Source organism: Solwaraspora sp. WMMB762, from assembly GCF_049179115.1.
Classification (GTDB): Bacteria; Actinomycetota; Actinomycetes; order Mycobacteriales; family Micromonosporaceae; genus Micromonospora_E.
The window spans coordinates 2,560,873-2,585,345 of the sequence record NZ_JBMHMD010000001.1; the positions used below are offsets into that span (position 1 = coordinate 2,560,873).

A 24,473-nucleotide genomic window follows, 5' to 3' on the forward strand; every position below is an offset into this window, starting at 1 on the left:
GTCGAGCGGGCCACTCAGCCACGTCCGCTGAGCACGCAGAACTCGTTGCCCTCCGGATCCGCCAGCACCATCCAGGTGACGTCGCCCTGGTCGATGTCGACCCGGCGGGCGCCCATGTCGACCAGCCGCTCGACCTCCGCTGCCTGATCCGTCGGACGCAGGTCGATGTGCAGCCGGTTCTTCAACTGCTTGCTCTCCGGCACCGGGACGAAGATCAGACCGGGCAGTTGGTCCGGCGAACGCCGGATCTCCACCTCGTCTGGCGCCTCGTGCACGATCTGGTAGCCGAGCGCCTGCGCCCACCATCTGGCCAGCCGGGCCGGGTCGTGGGCGTCGACCACCAGGTTTTCCCACTGACTTGCCACCGGCCACCTCCTGAGGTCGTACGGAACCCGGTTCCAGGCCTACCGTACGGCGGCCACCACCGACCCGGCAGGGTGACGGGCCAAACACCCGAAGTCAGTTTGATGATCGTTCGCAATAGCCGATCAGTTATCAGTTGCTGTCCGATTGCCGATGGTTACGGGTCCACAAAGAAACATCGCCTGCGGTAACGTGCCAGGAGCACATCGTCACTGCCGCCTCGACCGGACGATTGGACAATCCGCTGGTGTCGATCATCGACCGACCGAGGCCCGCCGGCACCCCACCCGGCCCGGTGGCGGAACCCTGCGCCCCACCGTCGCGCGACGCGCAACGTCGCCGACGCCGCGCCGACCGCAGTCGCCCTCCCCACCCGGCCACCACCCGCCCGTACGCCTGCGGCGGGTCGGTCGGAACGAGGTCGGCGACCAGCCAACCGGACGATCGAGTGAAGGAGACCGCCGGTGGACACTGACACCGCTATCGTTGCCGAGCTGAACGGGCTACGCCACCGGGTGCCCGACGTGACCGGCTCCGTACTGACCGGGGTGGACGGCCTGCTGATCACCCACGACCTCGCCAACGCCGAGGCGGAGAGCATCGCCGCACTGGCCGCCGCCAGCGTCGGCCTGGGGCGGCGGTTCGCGATGACCGCCGGCCACGGTGACCTGCGGGAGACCGTCATCCACGGCAACCGTGGCCAGGTCGCCCTCTACCCGGTGGGCGACCGGGCGCTGCTCGCCGTACTCGCCGGACCGGGCACCGATCCGGGCCTGCTGCACGCGCATGGCCGTCGGGCCGCCCGGTCGATCGGCGAACTGCTGCGGAGCAGACCGGCCGGCAACGTCGCGGCACCGGTGCCGGGCCTGCTGGACAACCACGCGCCGCTGGCGGTCCGCACCCCGATGGCGACCCTGCCGTACAACCCGGCGCTACCTCGCCGCCGGTTCTGACCAACGCCGGCCGGCGGGAACCGAGGCGGCGGCCGGGCACCCTCCGCCCCCCAGGGTGCCCGGCCGCTCTTCGCCAGCGGCCGGTCAGCGACTGTCCGAGCCGGTCGACTCGACCGTCGCCCGGCCGGCCTCCAGCCGGGCCACCGGCACCCGGAACGGCGAGCAGGACACGTAGTCCAGGCCCGCCTCGTGGAAGAAGTGCACCGAGTCGGGGTCACCGCCGTGCTCGCCGCAGACCCCGATCTTCAGACCGGGCCGGGCGGCACGGCCCTCCTCGACGGCGATCCGCACCAACCGGCCCACCCCGTCCCGGTCGATCGACTCGAACGGCGAGATGCCGAAGATGCCAAGCTCCAGGTAACGCCAGAAGAACGCGCCCTCCACGTCGTCACGGGAGAATCCCCAGCCCATCTGGGTCAGGTCGTTGGTGCCGAAGGAGAAGAACTGCGCCGATCCGGCGAGCTGACCGGCGGTCAACGCGGCCCGGGGCACCTCGATCATGGTGCCGATCAGGATCTCGACTGACCGGTCGCCGAGCACCTCGGCGATGATCCGGTCGGCTTCCGCGCGTACCGTCTCCAGTTCCTGGACCGCACCGACCAGCGGGACCATGATCTCCGGGCGCGGATCGCGCCCGGCGGCGGCCAACTCGACGGCAGCCTCGGTGATCGCCCGCACCTGCATCGCGAACAACCCCGGGATGACCAGGCCGAGCCGCACGCCACGCAGGCCGAGCATCGGATTCTGCTCGTGCATCCGGCGCACTGCGGCGAGCAGCGCCGTGTCGCGGCCGGCGTCCTGACCCCGGGCCTGCGCCAGGGCGACCGAGACGGCCAGCTCCTCAAGCGACGGCAGGAACTCGTGCAGCGGCGGGTCGATCAGCCGTACGGTGACCGGCAGGCCGTCCATCTCCTGGAAGATCTCCCGGAAGTCGGCCCGCTGCAGGGGCAGCAGTTCGGCCAGCGCAGCCGCACGCTCCGCCTCGTCACGGGCCAGGATCAACCGCTCCACCAGTTCCCGGCGGTCGCCGAGGAACATGTGCTCGGTGCGGCACAGCCCGATCCCCTCGGCGCCGAACCGCCGGGCCCGCGCGGCGTCTGCGCCGGTGTCGGCGTTGGTGCGCACCGCCAGCCGCCGCCGGTCGTCGGCGTGGGACAGAATCCGGTGTACGGCGAGCACCAGCGGGTCGGTGGTGCTCGCCGGATCGACGGTGCCTTCGAAGTACTGCACCACCTCGGACGGGCGCACCGGCACCGCACCGAGGTACAGGCAGCCACTGGTGCCGTCGATCGACACCACGTCACCTTCGGAGACGGAGAGATCGCCGACCATGAACCGCCCGGCCCCAGCATCGATGTCGAGGGCGTCGGCCCCGCACAAGCAGGTCTTGCCCATCCCCCGGGCCACCACGGCGGCGTGGCTGGTCTTGCCGCCCCGGCTGGTCAGGATGCCCTGCGCGGCGATCATGCCGGGCAGGTCATCGGGGTTGGTCTCCCGCCGGACCAGGATCACCTGCTCCCCCTGCCTGGCCAGCTCGACCGCCCGCGCCGAGTCGAAGACGACCCTGCCGACCGCCGCACCCGGCGAGGCACCCACCCCGGTGGCGATCGTCGGCGGCGCGCCGGACAGGTCGAAACAGGGGAACAACAGCTGCGCCAGCTGTGCCCCGCTGACCCGGTGCAGCGCCTCGTCCAGATCGATGATCCCCTCGTCGACCAACTGGCTGGCGATGACGAACGCGGCGGCGGCGGTCCGCTTGCCGACCCGGGTCTGCAGCATCCACAGCTTGCCGCGTTCGATGGTGAACTCGATGTCACACAGGTCCCGGTAGTGGTTCTCCAGTCGGGCCATGATGGCCAGCAGCTCGTCGTACGAGCGGGGGTCGAGCCGGGCCAGCTCCTGCAGCGGCAGCGTGTTGCGGATCCCGGCGACCACGTCCTCGCCCTGCGCGTTGGCCAGGTAGTCGCCGTAGACCCCCTGGTCACCGCTGGCCGGGTCGCGGGTGAAGGCGACGCCGGTGCCGGAGTCCGGCCCCAGGTTACCGAAGACCATCGCGACCACGTTGACCGCGGTGCCGAGTTCGGCGGGAATCCGCTCCTGACGCCGGTAGATGACCGCCCGTTCGGCGTTCCACGAGTCGAAGACCGCCCGGATCGCCAGGTCGAGCTGCTCGCGGGGGTCCTGCGGGAAGTCCCGGCCGGTGTGCGCGAAAAAGATCTTCTGGTACGCCCGGACCAGTCCGCGCAGCGCGGCGGCGTCCAGCGCGAGATCATCGTCGGACCCGGCCGCCCGCTTGGCCGCCTCCAGCGCCTGGTCGAACTCCTCCCCCGGCACCCCGCAGACCGTCCGGCCGAACATCTGGACCAGCCGACGGTAGGAGTCCCAGGCGAACCGTTCGTCACCGCCGGCCTGGGCGGCGAGCCCCGCCACGCACTCGTCGTTGAGGCCCACGTTGAGCACCGTCTCCATCATTCCCGGCATGGAGAACCGGGCCCCGGAGCGGACCGAGACCAGCAGCGGGTCGGCCGGGTCACCGAGCCGTTTGCCGCGCTGGCGCTCCAGCCGGGCCAGGGCGGCGGCGATCTGGTCGGGCAGGTCCGGCGGTACCGCGCCGGTCGTCAGGTAGGCCCGGCACGCCTCGGTGGTGATGGTGAAGCCGGGTGGGACCGGCAGGCCGAGATTGGTCATCTCGGCCAGGTTCGCCCCCTTGCCGCCGAGCAGATCCCGCTGGGAGCGGTTCCCCTCGGTGAAGTCGTAGACGTACCTGTGGTGATGGGCTGTCTGCCGGGACGGGTCGCCCGGTCCGCCGGATTCCGCCATTGTTGGCCTCCCATGTGCCGTTCGGCGCTGAACGATGGTTCACCAATGGCCATTGGTTCGCGCAGGTTAAGCGACCAGGGAGGCCAGCCGACAGTAGTGGGTGACCAGCCGCACAGGAAACGACACGGGTGGCGATCGGATACCCGTTCTGGGAGCGCTTCCGTGCGCAGTTCTGCGCATTCACCGGTGTGCTGGATCACGCCGGCCGAGCGGTGTAAAGTACGGGATCCGTCAGCGCGGATTTCAGCCGCCGGAATCGGCGATCTCCGCCCCCGCCGGGACGGAATCGTCGTCCCGGCTGGCCAGCCACCCGTACGGCAGGAAGACCTTGCCCGGCGAGTTCGTCCGGCCCCGCGGCTGGCCCAACGTGTGCCGGGGGAACGGCTCGGCCGGGTCGAGCTTGGACAGCAGCGCGTCGAGCTCCACCAGGCTGGACACCATGGCGAGGGCCCGGCGCAGCTCACCGCCGACCGGGAAGCCCTTCAGATACCAGGCCACGTGCTTACGGAAGTCGGTGCAGCCGTCCCGCTCGGCGTCGGCTCGCCCGTCCCGTCCGGTGCCGAACCAGTCGACCAGCAGCTCGGCGTGCCGGCGCATGGTGGCGGCGACCGCGCCCAGGGTCGGCAACGTCCGCCCGGACCCGCCCTCGAACGCCGCCGACAGGTCGGCGAACAGCCACGGCCGGCCCAGACAGCCCCGGCCGACGACGACCCCGTCGGCGGCGGTGTGCGCCACCATCCGCACCGCGTCGTCGGCCTCCCAGATGTCACCGTTGCCGAGCACCGGCACGCTCAGCGCCTGCTTGAGCCGGCCGATCGCGTCCCAGTCGGCGGTGCCCGAGTACCGCTGGGCGGCGGTACGGGCGTGCAGCGCCACCGCCGCGACCCCCGCCTCCTGGGCGGCCAGCCCGGCGTCCAGGTACGTCAGGTGATCGTCGTCGATGCCCTTGCGCATCTTCACCGTCACCGGCACCCCGGCGGGCGCGGCCGCCCGGACCGCGCCGGCGACGATCCGGCTGAACAGCCGGTGCCGCCACGGCAACGCCGCACCACCGCCCTTGCGGGTGACCTTGGGCACCGGGCAGCCGAAGTTCAGGTCGATGTGATCGGCCAGGTCACGTTCCACCACGATCCGCACGGCGGCTGCGGTGACCTGCGGATCGACCCCGTACAGCTGCAGGCTCCGGGGCCGTTCGGACGGCGCGAACGCGATCATCCGCAACGTCTTCGGGTTGCGCTCGACCAACGCCTGCGTGGTGATCATTTCGCAGACGTACAGCCCACCGCCCTGCTCGCGGCACAACCGGCGAAAGGCGACGTTGGTGATCCCGGCCATCGGCGCCAGGACCACCGGTGGCCACACCTGGTGACGGCCGAGCGGCAGCGGCGGCAGCACCGGCGCGACACCGCCGGCCGGTCGGGGCAGGGTGACAGACACGCCGTCCAGGATTCCACGGGCCCACCCGGCCCCGGCCCCGGGTTGGGGGTCAGCCGGCCGGCCCCGGGTCGGGTCCGGTGGTCAGCCGGTCGGCAACCGCTCCAGCAGGTACCGCTCGACCTGGTCCAGCGACACCCGCTGCTGCGCCATGGTGTCCCGGTCCCGCACGGTCACCGCGTCGTCGGTCAGCGTCTCGAAGTCGACCGTGACGCAGTACGGCGTACCGATCTCGTCCTGCCGCCGGTAGCGGCGACCGATGGCCTGGGAATCGTCGAACTCGACCATCCACCGGCGGCGCAGCGCGGCACCCAGGTCACGCGCCTTCGGCGAGAGGTCGGCGTTGCGCGACAGCGGCAGCACCGCCACCTTGACCGGGGCGATCCGCGGGTCGAGACGGAGCACGGTCCGCTTGTCGACGCCGCCCTTGGTGTTGGGCGCCTCGTCCTCGTCGTACGCCGCCAGCAGCAGGGCGAAGACCGTCGCGGTGAGGTCCGCCGCCGGCTCGATCGCGTACGGCACCCACCGCTCGCCCCGGTCCTGGTCGAAATAGGAAAGGTCGGCGCCGGAGTGCTTGGCGTGCGCGGTCAGATCGTAGTCGGCGCGGTTCGTGATCCCTTCCAGCACCACGAATTCCTGATAGGCACCACCGAGCCGGAATTCGATCTCGACGATCCGCTTGGCGTGCTGCGGCAGGCCGGCGAGGGGCACCTCGGTACGGCGCAACTGCTGTGGCGCGAGACCCAGGTCGACGTACCAGTCCCACCGCTGCTGCGCCCAGTACTCCAGCCAGTCGTCGTCGGTCCCGGGCTCGACGAAGTACTCCAGCTCCATCCGCTCCCGCTCGTGACTGCGCAGCAGGAACTCGCCGGGGCCGACGACGTTGCGGAAGACCCGGCCGACCTGGGCGATGCCGAACGGCGGCTTCTTGCGGGCGGCGATCATCACGTTGGCGAAGTTCACGAAGGTGCCCGGTGCCGCCTCCGGCCGCAGGTAGTACCGGTCCGGTGGTGGCCCCGGACGGTCCGGCGAAACCTCGAGCAGCCCGCTGACCTGCTGCGGGTCGGTGAGGCTGCCCCGGCTGCCGCAGCTCGGACAGGCGAGCTCGGCGAGTGCGGCAGCCGGCTGTTCCCGGCGTACAGTGAACGCCTCGACGATCCGGTCCAGCGGTTGGGTGAGGTCGCAGGCCCGGCACCGGACCCGGGTCTGGGTGTAGGTGTCGAGCAGGCCGGACGCGGTGAACACCGGCCTCGCCTGGATGACCGCCGCGTCGAGGCCGACGACGTCGTCGCGGTGCTGCACCACCGTGCGCCACCACTGCCGGCGGACATGCTCCTTGAGCTCCACGCCGAGTGGCCCGTAGTCCCAGGCGATTGGCTGGCCACCGTAGACCTCACCAGACGGGAACGCGAAACCACGCCGGTGGGCGAGACTGGCCACGGCGTCGATGCGGTCGGCTGGCATGCGCTGCTCCTACACCGGCTGGCGGCCGGCGGGGATGTGCGGACGGGCTGTTCTGGCAGATGTTCGGAGGCTACCCCTCGACGCCGCAGACCTCTAGCTCACCGGTGCCGGTGTCCTGGTTGAGCGACACCCGCAGGGTGTCCTCGCCGCCCCGGGCGTAGTCGACCTCCACCGGTACGACGATCCGGCTGGTGACCGAGACCTGACCGACCTCGTAGCCGGTGATCTCCGGCTCCGTGGCGAGCCGCCGGGCGAATTCGCTGGCCGATTCACGGCGCTGCGCCTCGGCGCAGAGCATGTCGTACGCAGCGCCGAAGTCCTGCTGGCTCACCGCTTCGAAGTAGTCGCCGACCGCGATCCGGGCCTGTTCGTCGATCGCTTCGGCGCCGGTGACGATCAGCCCGACCAGCGCGACGGTGCCACCACCGCAACACAGCAGCAGCGCGAGCGCCGCGACGCCCAGCCCGATCCAGACCCGCGCGGTACGGCCCTCGGCCGGCGGAGCGGCGAACGGCGGCGCGACTCCTGGACCAGCCGGCACCGGGTAGGTCGGGCCGGGCACCGGAGTCACCGGGCCGGCAGCCGGCGTGGCGTCCGGTGCGGCCTCAGGCTGTCCGGTCGCAGCAGGCTGCGGCGGCGGCTGGCGGTCCGGCGGCTGGCGATCCGGCGGAGCCCACGGCGAGGGTGCCTGCCACGGGGACGCCTCGTCGGGCACGGCGGACGGCGGGCGCGGTTGCGCCGGTCCGGGATCGGTCATGGGGCAAAGGGTAGTGCCCGCCGGCTCACCGTCCCGGCTCCGCCGCCCGGTCACTGCTGTGGGCTGCGGGTTCTTCTCCGGGCCCGGCGGTGACCAGTTCCTCGTACGCGGACGGCTCGTCAAGCGATTCGGCGAGCAGCGGCGTCGCGTCCACCTTCACCTCGAAGGAGCCGAGCGCCCGCCGGTAGGTGCCCACCGACTCCCACTCGGTGACCAGACACCAGCGGAGCGGGTCCTCCAGCGCCCGGGTCAGTGCGCCGCGCCGGTACCCCGGGCGGCCGGCCAGGGCCCGCAACGCGGCCCGGGCACGATCGACGAAGCCGGGCGTGTCCGCCTCCGGCACGGCGAACCGGTTGACCACCAGCACGTCGAGTCCCCTCCTGACTAGAGTCGGTCGGATGCAGCCTACGCAACCGTCGCCGCCGGTCCGCTCGGGGCGGATCAGCCCGACCGGGGCGTTCCTCGCCGCCCTGGTGCTCGTCCTGGTCGGGCTCTTCGCGCCTGGGGTCGTCGGCGCGGCGGCGCTGCTGGTGCTGGCCGCCGGGCTGGTCTGGTTGCTACGTGGCAGCTGGCCGGCGGTGCCGGCCGCCGGGCGCATGTTTCGCCTGGTGGCGCTCACCCTGCTGGTGGCGGTCGCCCTCGCCAAGATGTTCTAGCCGCTTCAGCCCGCTCGCCGCGGGCGGCACCGAATCATGCAACCATGCGTTTTTGACAATCATTATCGTCACCACGGACAGTTGCCCCATGCACAGCCACCTCTTCCGCCGTACCGTCGCCACCACCGCAGGTGCCCTGCTGGCCCTGGGCGGCACCGCCGCCTGCGCCCAGGACGGCGGCGACGGGTCCGCCGACGACGCAACGGTCGGCGTGGTCGCCGCCTTCTACCCTTTGCAGTTCCTGGCCGAACGGATCGGCGGCGACGCCGTCACGGTGACCGGTCTCGCGCCCCCCGGCGCGGAGCCGCACGACCTGGAGCTCAGCCCACGGCAGATCGGCGAGGTCAGCGACGCCGACCTGGTCGTCTACCTGAGTAACTTCCAGCCCGCCGTCGACGCCGCGGTGGAGCAGGAGGCCGGCGACCATGCCTTCGACGTGGTGGAGGTCGAGCCGCTGCTGAACGCCACCGACGGCGGTCACAGCCACGACCACGACGGCGCCGACGAGCACGCCGACGAAGACGGCCACGCCGAGGACGAGGCGGACCACGCCGACGAGGCGGACGACCACGCCGAGGAGACCGGCGCGAAGGACCCGCACCTGTGGCTGGACCCCACCCGGTTCGCCACCGTCGGTGACGCGCTGGCCGAACGACTCGCCGCCGTCGACCCGGACCACGCCGCCGACTACACCGAGCGTGCCGCCGCGCTGCGCACCGAGTTGGCGGCCCTGGACGCCGAGTACACCGAGCGGCTGGCCGACTGCGAGCGCCGGGAGATCATCACCAGCCACGCCGCCTTCGGCTACCTGACCGTCCGCTACCAGCTCGACCAGATCGCAATCACCGGGTTGAGCCCGGAGGACGAGCCGACCCCGCAGCGCCTCGCCGAGGTGATCGAGGAGGCCCGGGAGCACCAGGCGACGACGATCTTCTTCGAGACCCTGGTCAGCCCGAGCGTCGCCGAGACCATCGCCGACGAGACCGGCGCCGAGACCGCGGTGCTCGATCCGATCGAGGGACTGCAGCCGGACGCCGATGGGGACTATTTTTCGGTGATGCACAACAATCTGAACAATCTGACCGACGCCCTGGGATGTTCGTGACCACCAGCGTCGTCCAGGTATCGCGCGGAGCGGTCGGCTACGACAACCGCACCGTACTGCGCTCCGTCGACCTCACCGTGACCAGCGGTGAGGTCGTCGCGCTGCTGGGCGCCAACGGTTCCGGCAAGTCGACCCTGATCCGCGCGGCACTCGGGCTGGTGCCGCTGCGCGGCGGCTCGGTACACCTGTTCGGGGTGCCGGCCGGGCGGTTCCGGCAGTGGCACCGGATCGGCTACGTCCCGCAACGGCTCGGTGCCGGCAGCGGCGTACCGGCCACCGTCGGCGAGGTGGTCGCCTCCGGTCGACTGGCCCGTCGCGGCGTACTGCGGCCACCCGGCGCCGCCGACCGCACCGCTGTCGCCGCGGCGCTGACCGCCGTCGGCCTCGCCGACCGGGCCCGGGATCCGGTGGCCACGCTCTCCGGCGGCCAGCAGCAACGGACGCTGATCGCCCGGGCGCTGGCCGGCGAACCCGAGCTGCTGGTGCTCGACGAACCCACCGCCGGGGTCGACGCGGCCAGCCAGGAGGCGTTCGCCCGGGCGCTCGGCGCGTTCGTGGCCGGCAACGGTACGGTGCTCCTCGTCGCCCACGAGCTCGGTCCGCTGCAGCCGCTGATCGACCGGGCCGTGGTGCTGCACCACGGCGAGGTGGTGCACGACGGCCCGGTGCCCGCGCCGGCCGGCCACCACGCGGACCCGGGACACGACCACGTCCATCCGCACGCTGCGGTGGAGCCGTCCCGGATGTGGAGCGCATGAGTATCTTCCAGTACGAGTTCATGATCCGGGCCCTGATCGGGGCCCTGGTCATCGGTCTGGCTGCCCCGGCCCTCGGCATCTATCTGGTGCAGCGTCGGATGTCGCTGATCGGCGACGGCGTCGGCCACGTGGCGCTGACCGGCGTCGGCGTCGGTCTGCTGCTGGACCGCTCCCCGGTGCTCACCGCCGTGATCGCCGCCGCAGTCGGCGCGGTCGCCATCGAACTGCTGCGCGAACGCGGGCGTACCTCCGGCGACATGGCGCTGGCCCTGCTCTTCTACGGCGGCATCGCCGGCGGGGTGATGCTGGTCGGGCTGGCCGGCGACCGCAGCAACGCCAACCTGATGGCGTACCTCTTCGGCTCGCTCACCACCGCCTCCGTCGAGGACCTGTGGGTGATCGTGGTGCTGGCCGCAGTCGTGCTGACCGCGATGCTGCTGCTGCGGCCGGCCCTGTTCGCCATCTGTCACGACGAGGAGTACGCCCGGGTCTCCGGCCTGCCGGTGCGCACCCTCAACCTGCTGATCGCGGTGACCACCGCGGTGACCGTCACCATCGCCATGCGGGCGGTCGGCCTGCTGCTGGTCAGCGCGCTGATGGTGGTCCCGGTGGCGACCGCGCAGCAGATCACCCGGGGATTCCGCAGCACCATGGCGGTGGCGATGATCATCGGTACGGCCTCCGCCGGCGGCGGGGTGTGGCTGGCCGGTACCGCCGACACCGCGATGGGCGCGACCATCGTGATCCTGGCCATCGCCGCCTTCGCGGCCACCGCCGTCGGTGCCGGGACGTGGCGGCTGCTGCGCCGCCGGGCCGGCACGCTGGCCGTCCACCGCCGGCAGCCCCGCGAGGTCGAGCCACCCGAGGTGGTCCTGGACCGTCCCGCCGAGATGGTCCCGGAACGTCCTGCCTAGGTGTCCCGGATCGTCCCGTCTGACGTGGTACAGACCCGGCGACGAGCACCGCTGAGCCGCCTGCCTGCCGATCCGGCTCTGGTATTGGTTACCGTTGCGGGGTGACGATGGCCAACGGCTACGACGGGTACGAGAGCGCCAGCGAGTTGCTGCGCGCGCTCTCGGCCCCGCTGCGGGTGGCGATCGTGACCGAGCTCGCCCAGGGCGAGCGGTGTGTCCACGAACTCGTGCAGAAGCTCGGCGCGCCGCAGCCACTGGTGTCCCAGCATCTGCGGGTGCTGCGGGGCGCGGGGGTGGTGCACGGCTCCCGACGTGGCCGGGAGATCGCCTACGCGCTGGTCGACGAACACGTCGCGCACATCGTCGCGGACGCTGTCAGTCATGCCCGGGAGGTCCGGTGAGCAGCCGCCGGCTCCGGCCCGGGCAGAACCCGTCCCGGAGGCCCTGATGAGGACTGGAGACACCACGCCCGGCACCGCGGAACCCTCGACGGTGCGCAACACCCGGCAACGCAGCGCGGTCAGCGCCATCCTCGACGAGCTCGCCGGCTTCCACAGCGCCCAGGAGCTGCACGCCATGCTGCGCCAGCGGGGCGACCGGGTCGGTCTGACCACGGTCTACCGGACATTGCAAGGGCTGGCCGACTCCGGCGAGGTCGACGTGATGCGCCCGCCCGGCGGCGAGCACCTGTACCGGCGGTGCAGCCAGGGCCACCACCACCATCTGGTCTGCCGCTCGTGCGGCAGTGCGGTCGAGGTGGCCGGGCCGGCGGTGGAGAGCTGGGCGGAACGGATCGCGGCGCAGCACGGGTACGTCGGGGTCAGCCACACGATGGAGATCTTCGGGACCTGCCCGAAATGCGCCGCCCGGCGTACCCCGACGACGTGACTGCGCACGCGCGGCCCCGGCCCTCGTACGGCACGCTGTGCGCATGCAGATCTACGCCGACCGCTTTCCGCGCGCCGCCCGGCAACTCGCCACCGACCTGATCGTCGTCGTCTGGGTCTACCTGTGGATCCGTGCCGCCAGCTCGCTGCATGACCGGATCGGTGAGCTTGCCGGCGCTGGCCGGACGCTGGAGAACGCCGGCACCGGGCTGGCCGACAACCTCGCCGACGTCGGCGGCCGGGTCGGCCGGGTGCCGCTGGTCGGCGACGAGCTGACCGGGCCGTTCGAGCAGGCCGCCGGGGCGGCCCGTTCGGTCGCCGCCGCCGGGCAGGAACAGCAGGACCTGGTCGGTGAGCTGGCCCTGGTGCTGGCCGGCACGATGCTGGTCTTCCCGCTGGGTCTGGTGCTGTTCGGCTGGCTGCCGTTGCGGGTGCGCTGGATCCGGCGGGCGAGCGCGGCGGCCCGACTGCGCGGCGTACCGGCCGGGTCGGATCTGCTGGCGTTGCGGGCGCTGACCACCCGCCCGCTCGGCACCATCGCCGCGCTGGGCCCGGACGTCGCCGCCGGGTGGCGGCGGGGCGACCCGGCGGTCACCGACGCGTTGGCGGAACTGGAGCTGCGGGCGTTGGGCCTACGTGGCCGACGCTGACCGGCCGCCGCGCCCGGCACCACCGTCGCCGTCCTCGTCCTCATCGTCCTCCTCGTCGCCGTCCAGCCAGCCACGGTGCACGAAGGGCAGGGCGGCCCAGAAGATCAGGAACCACACCCCGGTGAGGCCGCTGAGCACGAACGCGACCGGTCGGGGCAGGATGAAGTCGGTGACCAGCAGCACCGAGCTGACCATGGCGACCAGCATCAGGCTGAGGCCGCCGCTGGCCATCCGGTGGGCGAACCGGACCAGCTCCGGCTTGCGGCCACGTCGGAAGAGCACCCGGTGAAACGCCACCGGCGAGATGATCAACGCGGCGGCGGCCGCCGCCGCCAGCAGCGCCACCACGTACACGTCCCGTTGAAACCCGTTCGTGTCGGGGAACCCGCTGCTGAACGGCAGGGTCAGCAGGAACGCGAAGAGGATCTGCACCCCGGTCTGGGCGACTCTCAGCTCCTGCAGCAGATCGGAAAAGTTGCGCTGCCAGCGTTCCTTTTCAGTCTCCCGGTCCACGTCCGCTCGTCCTCCTGCCGAACCGCCCACGCTCAAACGGCGGTCAGCAATGTGCCCCGGACCCCGCTGCGGGAAACCTCTACTCGTACTGCTGCCGGGGGGCGTCGATCTGCTGCCACGACTCGACCGCCAGGTAGGGGATGCTGGCCCCGTTCACCGGGTCGGTGCCGATCCGGTCGCTGTACCGGCCGACCACCTCGATCCAGGTGTCCGCCGGCAGCCCGGTCGGGGCGCTGCCGTCCATTCCGACCTTGATCGGCCGGCCGTCGGCGGCGCAGCAGGAGAGCACGATCCGGGCGAGCATCGGCTCACCGTCCGGGCCGTCGGTGACAAAACCGGTGAGCCGTACGTCGCGCCCGTCCAGCGACCGGCCCTCGTCGAAGATCGCCCGGGAGGCGTAGTCGAGCACGCTGATTTCGGCTGGATCGCCGTCCGGCAGCGGCGGATAGTCCGACGATGCCTGCTCGCTGCTCAACGCGGTGCCGGCCTGCGCGACGGCGTACGAACCCAGCGCCGGCGGGGCGACCAGCAGCAGCCCGAGCACCGGCAGGATCAGCAGCCAGCCCACCCTCGGCTCGTGATGGGCGTGGCCGTGCCCGTCGTCGGCGGCGTCGCCGGGTCCGTCGTCGACGGCGTGGCCGTGCCCGGCATGTACGCCGACGGCAGGGGCCGGTGACGACCGGCGCCGCAGGTCGTGCCAGAGCGTCATGACCGCCGCGGCGATCAGCAGCAGGCCGGCGACGATCAGGAACGGCTGCAACGCTTCCTTGACGTACCGCAGGTACATGTCGGTGACGCTGGCCCGGACCACCGCGCCGCCGAGCAGCAACAGCACCACGCCTTGAGCCTGTTTGTTCACAACAGCACCGTCCCCACCGCGACCGCCACCACGACGGCGATCAGGAATGTCGCCGGAGCGAACCGGTACGCGAATCTGCGCCCGAACGTCCCGGCCTGCATCGAGACAAGTTTCAGGTCGACCATCGGGCCGACGACCAGGAAGACCAGCCGGGAAGTCAGCGAGAACTGCGACAGCGAGGCCGCGACGAAGGCATCCGCCTCGGAGCAGATCGACAGCAGCACGGCGAGTACGGCGAGCGCCAGGATGGACAGCACCGGGTTGTCGGCGAGAGTCTGCAGCCAGCGCTCCGGCACCAGCACGTTGATGCTGGCAGCGGCCATCGCCCCGATCACCAGGAACCCACCGGCGTGCATGATGTCGTGCCGCACCGCCGCCCAGAACGCCCGCGCCCGGGACAGGTCGTCCAGGTCGGGCCGGTGCGGCAGGCGGATCCAGTCGGTACGGCCCAGCCGCAGCCACAGCCAGCCCATCACGACCGCGACGAGCAGGCTGGCGACACCTCGACCGACGACCATCTCGGGATTGTTCGGGAAGGCGACCGCAGTCGCGACCAGCACGATCGGGTTGATCGCCGGGGCGGCCAGCAGGAAGGCCAGCGCGGCGGCCGGCGCCACGCCCCGACGGATCAGCGACCCGGCGATCGGCACCGAACCGCACTCGCAGCCGGGCAGCACCACCCCGGCGGCGCTGGCCACCGGCACCGCCAGCGCCGGGTGTTTCGGCAGCGCCTTGGCCCAGAACGACCGGGGCACGAAGACCGCGATCACCGCGGAGAGCACCACCCCGAAGACCAGGAACGGCATCGCCTGGACCATCACCGACACGAAGACCGTGGTCCAGGTCTGCAGCCGGGGGTCGGAGATCAGGTTGGCCAACGGCTCGCGGAAGATCACCAGCCCGATCAGCAGGAAGGCGAGCACCTCCACCGAGCCGATCCGGTCACCGAACAGCCGGCGTCGGGGTGGACGTGGGCCACCGGGCGGTCCGGCGGCGCCGCCGGACCCGGACAGGTCGTCGTCGGCCGGTGCGGCCCAGTCGATGTCGTCGCCTGGGCGCGTCCGACGCGTCGCGGTGCGATCGGCAGCGGTCACGGCGGGCTGGTCCCCTCGCTGGTGTGAAGGCGGGCAGTTCACGATAACCCGCGCAGGGGTGCCCGCCACCACACCGGGACGCGCCCACTGTCGGCGCGGTGCCACCGGTGCTAGCGTCGGTGGCACAACCTATGTCCCACAGGGGAGCGCACGCAGCGCTGAGAGTGCGGGAAGTCCCGCAGACCCTCGAACCTGATCTGGGTAATGCCAGCGCAGGGAGTTGGAGCGACGTATGACGCAGCAATCTTTGCCCGCCGACCGTAGCTGGCGGACCGTCGACATCGTGGTCGCCTCGGTGATCGCGGTCGCGTTCGGGGTGGTCTTCTGGCTGTGGGGGTTGATCTGGACCGCCACCGAGGCCGCGTTCACCTTCTTCCCGCCCGCCCAGGCGGTGCTGTACGGGGTGTGGCTGGTGCCGGCCGTGCTCGGCGCGCTGGTGATCCGCAAGCCGGGGGCCGCGCTGTTCTGCGAGCTGGTCGCAGCGGTCGTCTCGGCGGCGTTGGGCAGCCAGTGGGGTGCCGTGGTGGTCGTGCAAGGGCTGGCCCAGGGGGTCGGTGCCGAGCTGGTCTTCCTGGCGGTGGCGTACCGCTCGTTCCGGCTGCCGGTGGCGCTGACCGCCGGGGCCGCCGCCGGGCTCGGCGCGGCGATCTTCGACCAGATCCGCTACTACGCGCCGTACGACCTGGTCAGTTTCCGGATTCCGATCTTCATCGTCACCGTGGTCAGCGCGATCGTGCTGGCCGGTGCCGGCAGCGTGGCGCTGACCCGGGCCCTGGCCCGCACCGGGGTGCTCGACCGGTTCCCCGCCGGCCGCGACCGCACCGCGGTGTGAACCGGCCGGGGCCGGCCGGGGCCGTGGCGATCGAGCTAGGGCCGGCTGGGTCGTGAGCCGGCTGGAGCTGCGCGGGTTCGGCTGGCGGCATGCCGGCCGCCGGGCCTGGGCGGTCCGCGACGTCGACCTGAGCGTCGACGCCGGCGAGCGGGTCCTGCTGCTCGGGCCGTCGGGGGCCGGCAAGAGCACGCTGCTGGCGGCGATCGCCGGGTTGCTGCCGGCCGACTCGGGCGAGCAGGCCGGCACCGTCACCGTCGACGGGCTCGACCCGCGCAAGGCCCGCGAGCGGGTCGGCATCGTCTTCCAGGACCCGCAGAGCCAGCTGGTGATGGCGCGCAGCGGCGACGACGTGGCGTTCGGGCTGGAGAATCGGGGCGTGCCGGCCGACCAGATCTGGCCCCGGGTGGACGCCGCGCTGGCCCGGGTCGGCTTCCGGTACGGCCGGGACCGTCCGACGGCCGCGCTGTCCGGCGGCGAGCAGCAGCGGCTGGCCCTGGCCGGGGCGCTCGCCCTGCGGCCGGGTCTGTTGCTGCTGGACGAGCCGACCGCCAACCTGGACCCGGCCGGTGCCGACCTGGTCCGCGACGCCGTCGCCGGGGCGCTCGACGGAGACCGGGACACCACGCTGGTGATCGTCGAGCACCGGGTGGCGCAGGCGCTGCCGCTGGTCGACCGGGTGGTGGTGCTGTCCGCCGGTGGCGGGGTGCGGGCCGACGGCAAGCCGGACGAGATCTTCGACCGGTACGGCGGTCAACTGGCCGCCGATGGTGTCTGGGTGCCGGACCAGCCGCTGCCGCAGCGCAACGGGCCTGTCGCCCCGGCCGGCGAGCCGCTGCTGATCGCCGGCCGGGTCGGGCTGGCGCCCCGACTGGCCCCGCTCGCCGACGAGGTGCCGGTACGCGGCGGCGAGGCACTGGCCGTGCTGGGGCCCAACGGCGCCGGCAAGACCACGCTGGCCCTGCTGCTCGGCGGGCTGGTCGCGGCCAGCGACGGAACGGTCCGGGCCACTGCCGCGTTGACCGGCGGCCAGGTGGGGCCGGCCCCGCACCGGTGGCGGGCACCGGAGCTGGTCCGCCGGATCGGCAACGTGTTCCAGAACCCGGAGCACCAGTTCGTCGCGACCACGGTGGCCGACGAGCTGGCTCTCGGCCCGCGCCGGTGCGGGCTGGCGGAGTCGGCCGTCGCCACGGTGGTCGACGAGTTGCTGCACCGGCTGCGGCTGGACCGGTTGGCGGCTGCCAACCCGTACACCCTCTCCGGTGGTGAGGCGCGGCGGCTGAGTGTGGCGACCGCCCTGGCCACCGCGCCCCGCCTGCTGGTGCTCGACGAGCCGACCTTCGGCCAGGACCGGCGTACCTGGCTCGAACTGGTCGCGCTGCTCGGTGAGCTGCGCGACGCCGGGCACGGGATCGTGACGGTGACCCACGACGTCGACCTCGTCGCCGCGCTCGCCGACCGGCGGCTGACCCTGTGAGCCGACCGACGGCTGACCCGGTGAGCCGACCGGCGGCTGGCCCGGTGATCGGCGAAGCGGACGGTGCCGGGGCGGCGCCGCTGGCCCGCCGCAACCCGGTGGCGAAGCTCGCTGCCGCGCTGGTCTTCTCGGTGCTGCTGCTGGCCACCCTGGACCCGCTGGCGCCGGCCGTCGCGATCGCCGTCGAGCTCGCCGTGGTCCCGCTGTTCGGGCTGGGCTACCGTGCCCTGCTGCGCCGGATGGCGCCGCTGCTGCTGAGCGCCGCCGGTGTGCTGGTCACCCTGACGTTGTTCGCCGCCGAACGGACCGGCCCGGTGCTGCTCGCCGCCGGGCCGGTGCTGGTCACCAGCGGCGTACTGGTCACCGCGCTCGGGCTGGCGTTGCGCCTGCTGGCCGTGGCGCTGCCCGGGGTGCTGGTCTTCGCCACCACCGACCCGACCGACCTTGCCGACGCCCTGGTGCAGAACGTCAAGGCTCCGCCCCGGTTCGCGATCGGGGCGCTCGCCGCGTTCCGGCTGGTGCCGATGCTGGCCACCGAGTGGCAGCTGCTGGCGATGGCCCGCCGGGCGCGGGGCATCGACGCGGGCCGCAACCCGGTGCGCCGGCTCCGGTTGTTCGCGGCGACCGCCTTCGGGCTGCTGGTCCTGGCGATCCGCCGGGGCACCCGGCTGGCCACCGCGATGGACGCCCGGGGATTCGACGCCGGCATCCCCCGGACCAGCGCCCGGCGGCAACGGTTCGGAGCGGCCGACGCCGCTCTGGTCGCCGGTGCCGCGGTCGTCGCCGGAGGGTCGCTGGCGATCAGTTTCGCCGCCGGGGTCTTCCGCCCGGTGATCGGCTGAGCCCGGCCCGGCCACTCCCCCGGCACAGAGATCAGCAGGTCACGCCAGGTGCCACAGATGCACACATGGCTACACCTTCACGGCACGTGCGCCGTGACGACGGCGGCACGTCGCCTGCTGTTTCCCCACCTCCACGAGATTGACCGCGACAAAGTTGATCTGGGAGGCGGAACAGGGATGGGACACCACCACCATCATCACCACCACGACCACGCGGCGACCGGTGCGGACGTACCGGCACCACTCGACCTGTCGGTGCCGGACGCCGAACTGTCGCCGACCGAGGCGTCCCGGCGTACCTTCCTGCGTAACGCCGGGCTGCTCGGTGCCGGCGCGGCCGCGTCGTCGGTGCTGGCCGGCGGGCACGCCGCGCACGCCGCACCGGCCAACGACCACAGCGGCGGCGGCACCGGCGGTGGCCAGGCCAACGACGGCGAGTTCGTCTGGCTGGCCGGCGACCACCACATCCACACCCAGTACAGCTCGGACGCCATGTACCGGGTGGTCGACCAGGCCAAGCACGCCCGCGCGTACGGTCTGGACTGGATCGTCATCACCGACCACGGCAACGCCACCCACTCCCGCATCGGGGTGGAGAAGGTCAACCCGGACATCGTCGAAACCCGCAAGGAAATCAAGGACCTGCTGATCTACCAGGGCCTGGAGTGGAACATCCCGTCCGCCGAGCACGGCACGGTCTTCGTCCAGCCGGGGCCGAACGAGGTCGCCGTACTCAAGCAGTTCGAGACCGACTACGACGGTTCGGTGAACGGCACCAGCAGCCCGAGCCCGGAGAACGAGGCGCTCGCCATCGCCGGCATCAAGTTCCTCGGTGACGAGGTCCGCCGGCGCCGTATCGGTGGTGCGCTGTTCCTGGCCAACCACCCGTCCCGGCGGGGCGTCGACTCGCCGCACGAGGTGCGGGCCTGGCGTGACGCCGACCCGACCGTGGCGGTCGGCATGGAGGGCGCCCCGGGTCACCAGGCGTCCAGCCTGCCGGCGCCGAACGGCCCGGGTCGCGGCCGCGGCTACTACGAGGGCAGCCCGTCGGCGGCGTCGTTCCCCGGCTACCCGCTGGAGAGCTACCGCACCTGGGGCGGGTTCGACTGGATGACCTCCACCGTGGGCGGGCTGTGGGACAGCCTGCTCGCCGAGGGCAAGCCGTGGTGGATCAGCGCCAACTCCGACTCGCACATCAACTACCTGGGTACGTCGATGCGCGGGCCGGACAGCGACTTCAACGCCAACGGCAAGTACAACGACCCGGTGTACGGGCCGCTGATCACCACCGCCGGTGACTTCTGGCCGGGCCAGTACAGCCGTACCCACGTCGGCGCGCAGGCGTTCGGCTACCGCGCGGTGATGGACGCCATCCGGGCCGGCCGGGTCTGGGTGGACCACGGCGGTCTGATCCGGGGCTTGGACATGCGGGTCCGCCGGCTCAACGACCAGCGGCCGGGTGCCGGTGCCACGCTCGGCGGCACGCTGAAGATCAAGAGTGGTACGTCGGTCGTGGTGACCCTGGACATCGATCTGGCGACCGTGCCGAACTGGGCGCAGTTCGTGCCGAAGCTGGCCCGGGTGGACCTGATCGTCGGCGACGTCACCGGACCGGTCACCGACCAGGACACCTTCACCGCCCCGACCACCCGGGTGGCCGCCTCGTTCGAGGTGCAGCCGGGCCGCAAGCGGGTGTCGTTCAGCTACCCGCTGGGCCGGGTGGACCGACCGATGTACGTCCGGGTGCGCGGCACCGACGGCAACCGCAGCGCGCCCGGTCTGATGGGTGCGGCGGTCGACCCGCACGGCCCGGCGATGGACGTGCTCGGCGACGCCGACCCCTGGCTCGACCTGTGGTTCTACGGCAACCCGATCTGGGTCCTGCCATCCTGACCGCCACCGCCACCGCCACCGCCGTGACAGTCATCGGAATCAGTCTGGGGCATGCCGACGACGCTGCCGCCGAACACTGGCTGCACGACGTCGTCGGCGTGGCCGACCTGCCCGACCTCGTCGCCTGCACCCATCTGGTGCGGACGCCGAGGCCGCACGTGGCGATCAGTCTGGCCGCCCCCGACGGGCTGCCCGACCTGCCTGCCACCCCGGCCGATCTGGTCCCGGCGGCGGAGCTCGCCGCCGCCGAGCACCGGGCCGGCCGGTCCGGGCGGGCGGTCCGCTACCCCGGGGTCGACCGTCTGGTCGGCACACTCACCGTCGCGGAGCTGCTCGAGTTCAGCGCGATCGAGCAGGTCATCATGCTCGGTGGCGCGCAGCCGGATGAGGACACTCCGCTGGTGACCCGGGACTTCGTCCGGCCGCAGTGGATCAACGGGGTGCTGACGTTGATCACCACTGCGGTCGGGCCGGGCCGGATCGGGCCGTTCGAGTTGCCCGACCCGACCCCCTGCTGCGCCGACAAGCACTGACCGTACGCCTCACCTGTTCAGCCTCACCTATCCAGCCTCCGGCGCTGGTCACATCCTGTGGCCAGCGCCGGAGGCGTTCAACGCTCGACGGCCTTCCGCTGCCGCAGCCGCGAGGTGAGGCTGACGCACGTCATTTCGCGTTTTGAGGTGCGTCAGCCTCACCTCGCAGACGGTGGGGTGGTGGTCAGCTCGCCGCACCGAGGGCACCAGCGACTCTTCACTCGGAATGAGAACAGCCCGGCGAGGAAACCGAGTAACGCCGCGCTCGTCAACGCACAGATGTCCATGGTCCTTTTTGGCTTCTCTACGAGTGGGGATGGTCGACGCCGTTGAGTGGCTGCCGGCGCTGCACCACGCCGGAGCGAGTCAGGGCACTCTTGTAGACGCCGATCGCGGCCATCCGCCCGTCCCGCCCGGCCGACGTGATCGTGGCGAGGATGCCGACCACCGGGGAATCGTCGTCGTCGAGGCCGTAGCGGATGTCGGAGACCCGGACCGTCATCGACCGGTCACCGAACACCCAGTCGGCCTTGCCGAGATGCAGGGTGTCACCGACCCGCAGGAGTTCACCGTCGGCCATCAGTCGTCCCGCCCGTCGTGGACGTACCCGTCCGGCCAGAGTCCGGCGTACTGCAACACCGCCCGCACCCGACGCGCCCGACTGTGGTCCCAGCGGTCCAGCACGGCCAACGCGGTGGTGAACGGCGGGCAGAACGCTGCCACGTCACACACCCGGCACTCGGCCAACCGGCTCGGCATGTGCTCGGTGACCGTCTCCCGCGCACGGTCCAACACGTTGACGTCCGGCCGGTTCCGCATCGCCGCCGCCACCTCGTCCAGCACCGCCTGCTCGGCGTCGACGGCGGCCGGCTCGGCATTCGGCGCCGGCGCCACCCCACGCGCGGCCAGCAGCCGGAACCGTGGGTCCCGCCCGATGTCCGTCTGCCCCGGCGTTCGGCGCGCCAACGGCGGCCGATCCGGCGTCGGACCTTCATTACCGCCGAGGTACGGCGACGTACAGTACCTGCTGCTCGGCGGGTTGTTTCCGGCCATGCGCTTTCCTCCGTGGAGACATGTCGGCGGATACATTTGTTGGACCTCAACGCAGTTCTATTGCCGCTCGCGTGAACTCACTACATCCACGGTCGTCTACGTCACACGCACGCCACTACCCGCCGACATCCGGAGATTCCGCATCACCCATTCCCCGCGTCGCGGGGAAGTTCACAAAATCGGAGCAGTCGCGTATGGTCTATCCAAATAGTCTGCGGATCTTTTCTGATCATGGGCAGGTGACGGCATGACTGAATCAAGATCGGAAAGTCTTCGACGGCAGCAGGCTCGCCTCGCGGCCGAGTTGCGGTCGGAGGGAAAGACGTGGGTCGAGGTGGCCGAGGTCTTCCGGCAGCGGTTTCGGCTCAACCCCCGGGTCGCGCTCCGCGCCGCCCGGGGCTGGAGCCAGGCGCAGGCAGCCGAGGAGTGGAACCGGCGCTGGCCCGACGAACCCAAAACCCACAAAAGCTTCTCGTACTGGGAGATCTGGCCCGGCAAGGGCGGCTACACACCCTCGCAGGACAACCTGGTCCGCCTGGCCGAGATCTACGAGTGCGCCGTCGCCGACCTGCTGGCCGACCTGCCCAGCTTCCGCCACCTCGACGCCGCAACCCGAACAACTTTCACCGTCGCACGGGGTACTTCCGTCGCCCTCACCGGTGAGACCATGATGCCGAGAGAAGCGGAGATCCTGCTTCGCGACCTGCTCGACCGGCGACCCGGTGCCGAGGCGGGTGCCCCGCCACGAGCGGACCTCACCGGCCCGCACCGCCTGCCCGAGGAGGTCGACTTCGGAGAGTTGGCGCAGGTCATCGTCATGTGGATGCAACGGATACCGGACCCGCAGACCCGCCGGGCCATGCTGGGCAAACTGACCGCCGCGCTCGCGGTCGCCACCACCGCGCCGCTGACCGCGTTGGCCGGCGCGGCCGAGCCGGCCAACGCGGCACCACCGTCCGCCGGACCGGGCACGTTCGACCCGGCGACCCTGGCGCACTGCGAGCAGATGATGCCCTACCTGCGGAAGCAGGGCGACGTCCTCGGCGCGGGTGCCACCCTGCCCAGCGCTTTGGCCTACCGACTCACCGCCGAGCAGCAGGCCAAGGCCGCCACCGCCGGGCCGCACCGGGACCGGGCGATCGCAGCCTACGCCGAGCTGACCCAGCTGGCCGGCTGGTTGTGCTTCAACATGGGCGACTACGGCTCCGCGCAGCGGCTCTACGACGACGCCCGCGCCGCCGCCCACGAAGCACGCGCCGTGGAGCTGGTCACCTACATCCTGTGCACGATGAGCCACCTGGCGACCTGGCAGGGCAAACCCCGGATCGGCATCGACCACGCCGCCGCCGCTGCCGCCTGGGCCGAGCAGAGCGGCAGCCCGTACGCCCGAGCCTACGCCGCCGATGTAGCGGTGCGGGCGCTCACCGCCGACAGCCAGGCCGACCGGTCGCAGGCGAATCTCGACCGCGAGTACGCCGCCCTACAGGAAGCGCAGGCCGACGACGGCCCCCGGCAGTCGTGGTGGTACTTCTACGACGAGTCGTTCTACTGGAGCACCACCGCACAGCAGGCGTTGGGCTTCCACGACGCAGACCGGGTGCTCTCCGCCACCGACAAGACGTTGAGCCTGATCGACCCGGGCAACCTGCACAACCGCGCGTTCGGGCTGCTGTACCGCGCCGAGGCGTTCGCCCAGCAGCGCGACATCGACCAGGCCTGCCGGACCGCCACCGAGGCGGTCGAGCTGACCTCGGTCAACTCCAGCAAGCGGATCACCCAGCAGGTGCAGAAGCTGCGCCGTGGGCTCGACCCGTGGAAACGCACCCGCCACGTCAAAGAGCTCGACCATGCGGTACGCAGCTACCGGTCAACTCCGTTCGGCTGACCGCAGCGGGCGTACGAAGACGGCGTACTCCCGGTAGTAGGCACCCGGCGGTCCGGGCTTCGTGCCGACCCGCCGCCACCCCCACCGCTCGTAGAGTGCGTGGGTGGCGGTCGCGGCCGGGTTGGCCGACAGTGTCGCCCGTTCTTCGCGTCGGCCGCCGAGGAACGTGTCGTGCAGGCCGCGCCCGATGCCCCTGCCCTGCCACGCCCTGCGAACCTCGATCTCGGCCAGGACCACGGTGCGCTCACCGCCACGCTCGTCGGTGAAACCCGGCTCCGGCGCCGGATCGAGCCCGCCGAACCAGTCCCGCTCCTGCCGCAGGCTGTACCCGAAGACGAAACCCACCAGCTCGTCGCCGACCCGGGCCGTCACCAGCTCGTAGTTACGGGCACCCAGCGCGGCCGTGGCCCGATCACGGAAGGCATCCGACTTGACGCCGGTGTCCTCGCCGGGGACCTGGCCGTAGGCGTCAGCGTACGCATCGGCCAACTGGTCCAGCATCGCGGCGGCAGCGGCGGCATCAAGACGGACGTACGAAACCTCAGTCACACCAACCACCGTACGGACGAGCAGACCACCGTCCTTCCCCGCGCCACGGGGAAAATGAGCCCCAGCAGTCACTGTTTCCCTTGCCGAAACCGACCGAAGTAAGCGACGATATCCACATCGGCCAGTTGGCGACTACGACACGGAGGTGACACGGCCGCGCCAGACCTAAGCCTTCCATCAAGGAC

General features: G+C 71.7%; 26 protein-coding genes and 1 riboswitch. Of the genes, 14 read left to right on the forward strand and 12 right to left on the reverse strand.

What is annotated here, in order from left to right; all coding sequences use genetic code 11:
• Positions 1 to 14 precede the first annotated feature (14 nt).
• Entirely contained in the window at positions 15 to 365 is a 351-nt protein-coding gene (locus tag ACN27J_RS11275; RefSeq protein ID WP_278170616.1) for a VOC family protein, read from the reverse strand.
• A 462-nt stretch (positions 366 to 827) separates the two neighbouring features.
• Here ACN27J_RS11275 and ACN27J_RS11280 point away from each other — a divergent pair, with 462 nt between their 5' ends.
• On the forward strand, positions 828 to 1,316 hold the full coding sequence (locus ACN27J_RS11280) for a roadblock/LC7 domain-containing protein (RefSeq protein ID WP_278170617.1): 489 nt from the start codon (positions 828 to 830) through the stop codon (positions 1,314 to 1,316).
• 84 nt (positions 1,317 to 1,400) lie between these two features.
• Here ACN27J_RS11280 and ppdK read toward each other — a convergent pair whose 3' ends face one another.
• From ppdK to ACN27J_RS11305, 5 genes are all read right to left on the reverse strand, one after another.
• Positions 1,401 to 4,136: a pyruvate, phosphate dikinase gene (gene ppdK / locus ACN27J_RS11285; protein ID WP_421365783.1), complete on the reverse strand. Its 2,736-nt coding sequence runs from the start codon at positions 4,134 to 4,136 to the stop codon at positions 1,401 to 1,403.
• 243 nt (positions 4,137 to 4,379) lie between these two features.
• Complete coding sequence (dusB, locus tag ACN27J_RS11290) at positions 4,380 to 5,531, reverse strand: tRNA dihydrouridine synthase DusB (protein ID WP_421372197.1); 1,152 nt, start codon at positions 5,529 to 5,531, stop codon at positions 4,380 to 4,382.
• A gap of 123 nt (positions 5,532 to 5,654) precedes the next feature.
• Positions 5,655 to 7,034 (reverse strand): glycine--tRNA ligase, encoded by a 1,380-nt coding sequence (locus ACN27J_RS11295; RefSeq protein WP_421365785.1) that lies wholly within the window; start codon positions 7,032 to 7,034, stop codon positions 5,655 to 5,657.
• A 70-nt stretch (positions 7,035 to 7,104) separates the two neighbouring features.
• Positions 7,105 to 7,596 (reverse strand): hypothetical protein, encoded by a 492-nt coding sequence (locus ACN27J_RS11300; RefSeq protein WP_421372199.1) that lies wholly within the window; start codon positions 7,594 to 7,596, stop codon positions 7,105 to 7,107.
• A gap of 220 nt (positions 7,597 to 7,816) precedes the next feature.
• Complete coding sequence (locus ACN27J_RS11305; RefSeq protein WP_123602944.1) at positions 7,817 to 8,158, reverse strand: antibiotic biosynthesis monooxygenase family protein; 342 nt, start codon at positions 8,156 to 8,158, stop codon at positions 7,817 to 7,819.
• A gap of 31 nt (positions 8,159 to 8,189) precedes the next feature.
• Here ACN27J_RS11305 and ACN27J_RS11310 point away from each other — a divergent pair, with 31 nt between their 5' ends.
• From ACN27J_RS11310 to ACN27J_RS11340, 7 genes are all read left to right on the forward strand, one after another.
• On the forward strand, positions 8,190 to 8,447 hold the full coding sequence (locus tag ACN27J_RS11310) for a DUF6703 family protein (protein ID WP_421365786.1): 258 nt from the start codon (positions 8,190 to 8,192) through the stop codon (positions 8,445 to 8,447).
• An 88-nt stretch (positions 8,448 to 8,535) separates the two neighbouring features.
• Positions 8,536 to 9,552: a metal ABC transporter substrate-binding protein gene (locus ACN27J_RS11315; RefSeq protein ID WP_421365788.1), complete on the forward strand. Its 1,017-nt coding sequence runs from the start codon at positions 8,536 to 8,538 to the stop codon at positions 9,550 to 9,552.
• The gene (locus ACN27J_RS11320) at positions 9,549 to 10,310 is read left to right on the forward strand and encodes a metal ABC transporter ATP-binding protein (protein ID WP_421365790.1); all 762 of its coding nucleotides are present in this window, start codon (positions 9,549 to 9,551) and stop codon (positions 10,308 to 10,310) included. The genes ACN27J_RS11315 and ACN27J_RS11320 overlap by 4 nt, the downstream gene beginning before the upstream one ends.
• A complete protein-coding gene (locus tag ACN27J_RS11325; RefSeq protein ID WP_421365792.1) occupies positions 10,307 to 11,224 on the forward strand; it encodes a metal ABC transporter permease in 918 nt (305 codons plus the stop codon). The genes ACN27J_RS11320 and ACN27J_RS11325 overlap by 4 nt, the downstream gene beginning before the upstream one ends.
• A gap of 107 nt (positions 11,225 to 11,331) precedes the next feature.
• Positions 11,332 to 11,625, forward strand: a complete 294-nt coding sequence (locus tag ACN27J_RS11330) for an ArsR/SmtB family transcription factor (protein WP_370461550.1) — start codon at positions 11,332 to 11,334, stop codon at positions 11,623 to 11,625.
• Positions 11,626 to 11,671: 46 nt separating this feature from the next.
• Positions 11,672 to 12,112 (forward strand): Fur family transcriptional regulator, encoded by a 441-nt coding sequence (locus ACN27J_RS11335; RefSeq protein ID WP_278170627.1) that lies wholly within the window; start codon positions 11,672 to 11,674, stop codon positions 12,110 to 12,112.
• A 43-nt stretch (positions 12,113 to 12,155) separates the two neighbouring features.
• Complete coding sequence (locus tag ACN27J_RS11340) at positions 12,156 to 12,761, forward strand: hypothetical protein (protein WP_421365795.1); 606 nt, start codon at positions 12,156 to 12,158, stop codon at positions 12,759 to 12,761.
• On the opposite strand, the gene ACN27J_RS11345 is transcribed toward ACN27J_RS11340, so the two are convergent.
• The 3 genes from ACN27J_RS11345 to ACN27J_RS11355 all read right to left on the reverse strand — a co-directional run bounded on the left by ACN27J_RS11345 (position 12,744) and on the right by ACN27J_RS11355 (position 15,146).
• Complete coding sequence (locus tag ACN27J_RS11345; protein WP_421365798.1) at positions 12,744 to 13,274, reverse strand: DUF6328 family protein; 531 nt, start codon at positions 13,272 to 13,274, stop codon at positions 12,744 to 12,746. The genes ACN27J_RS11340 and ACN27J_RS11345 overlap by 18 nt on opposite strands.
• Before the next feature lie 79 nt (positions 13,275 to 13,353).
• A complete protein-coding gene (locus ACN27J_RS11350) occupies positions 13,354 to 14,133 on the reverse strand; it encodes a TIGR03943 family putative permease subunit (RefSeq protein WP_421365801.1) in 780 nt (259 codons plus the stop codon).
• On the reverse strand, positions 14,130 to 15,146 hold the full coding sequence (locus tag ACN27J_RS11355; protein ID WP_421372200.1) for a permease: 1,017 nt from the start codon (positions 15,144 to 15,146) through the stop codon (positions 14,130 to 14,132). Before ACN27J_RS11355 ends, ACN27J_RS11350 begins: the two co-directional genes overlap by 4 nt.
• A gap of 211 nt (positions 15,147 to 15,357) precedes the next feature.
• A riboswitch (TPP riboswitch) is annotated at positions 15,358 to 15,463 on the forward strand.
• Here ACN27J_RS11355 and ACN27J_RS11360 point away from each other — a divergent pair.
• The 5 genes from ACN27J_RS11360 to ACN27J_RS11380 all read left to right on the forward strand — a co-directional run bounded on the left by ACN27J_RS11360 (position 15,460) and on the right by ACN27J_RS11380 (position 20,801).
• Positions 15,460 to 16,059: an ECF transporter S component gene (locus tag ACN27J_RS11360; RefSeq protein WP_421365804.1), complete on the forward strand. Its 600-nt coding sequence runs from the start codon at positions 15,460 to 15,462 to the stop codon at positions 16,057 to 16,059. It overlaps the preceding riboswitch by 4 nt.
• Positions 16,060 to 16,111: 52 nt before the next feature.
• Positions 16,112 to 17,533 (forward strand): ABC transporter ATP-binding protein, encoded by a 1,422-nt coding sequence (locus ACN27J_RS11365; protein ID WP_421365807.1) that lies wholly within the window; start codon positions 16,112 to 16,114, stop codon positions 17,531 to 17,533.
• A gap of 44 nt (positions 17,534 to 17,577) precedes the next feature.
• The gene (locus ACN27J_RS11370; protein ID WP_421372201.1) at positions 17,578 to 18,375 is read left to right on the forward strand and encodes an energy-coupling factor transporter transmembrane component T family protein; all 798 of its coding nucleotides are present in this window, start codon (positions 17,578 to 17,580) and stop codon (positions 18,373 to 18,375) included.
• 177 nt (positions 18,376 to 18,552) lie between these two features.
• Entirely contained in the window at positions 18,553 to 20,268 is a 1,716-nt protein-coding gene (locus ACN27J_RS11375; RefSeq protein WP_421365810.1) for a PHP domain-containing protein, read from the forward strand.
• Positions 20,269 to 20,291: 23 nt separating this feature from the next.
• Positions 20,292 to 20,801, forward strand: coding sequence for a hypothetical protein (locus tag ACN27J_RS11380; RefSeq protein ID WP_421365813.1), 510 nt, complete (start codon positions 20,292 to 20,294; stop codon positions 20,799 to 20,801).
• A gap of 304 nt (positions 20,802 to 21,105) precedes the next feature.
• Here ACN27J_RS11380 and ACN27J_RS11385 read toward each other — a convergent pair whose 3' ends face one another.
• Positions 21,106 to 21,381 (reverse strand): hypothetical protein, encoded by a 276-nt coding sequence (locus tag ACN27J_RS11385; RefSeq protein ID WP_421365815.1) that lies wholly within the window; start codon positions 21,379 to 21,381, stop codon positions 21,106 to 21,108.
• A complete protein-coding gene (locus ACN27J_RS11390; RefSeq protein ID WP_421365818.1) occupies positions 21,381 to 21,767 on the reverse strand; it encodes a hypothetical protein in 387 nt (128 codons plus the stop codon). The genes ACN27J_RS11385 and ACN27J_RS11390 overlap by 1 nt, the downstream gene beginning before the upstream one ends.
• Before the next feature lie 334 nt (positions 21,768 to 22,101).
• Here ACN27J_RS11390 and ACN27J_RS11395 point away from each other — a divergent pair, with 334 nt between their 5' ends.
• Positions 22,102 to 23,739 carry a helix-turn-helix transcriptional regulator gene (locus tag ACN27J_RS11395; protein ID WP_421365821.1) on the forward strand — a complete coding sequence of 546 codons (1,638 nt, stop codon included), beginning with the start codon at positions 22,102 to 22,104 and terminating at the stop codon, positions 23,737 to 23,739.
• On the opposite strand, the gene ACN27J_RS11400 is transcribed toward ACN27J_RS11395, so the two are convergent.
• Positions 23,722 to 24,288 (reverse strand): GNAT family N-acetyltransferase, encoded by a 567-nt coding sequence (locus tag ACN27J_RS11400; protein WP_421365824.1) that lies wholly within the window; start codon positions 24,286 to 24,288, stop codon positions 23,722 to 23,724. The two genes, ACN27J_RS11395 and ACN27J_RS11400, sit on opposite strands and share 18 nt — an antisense overlap.
• Between the last annotated feature and the right edge of the window lie 185 nt (positions 24,289 to 24,473).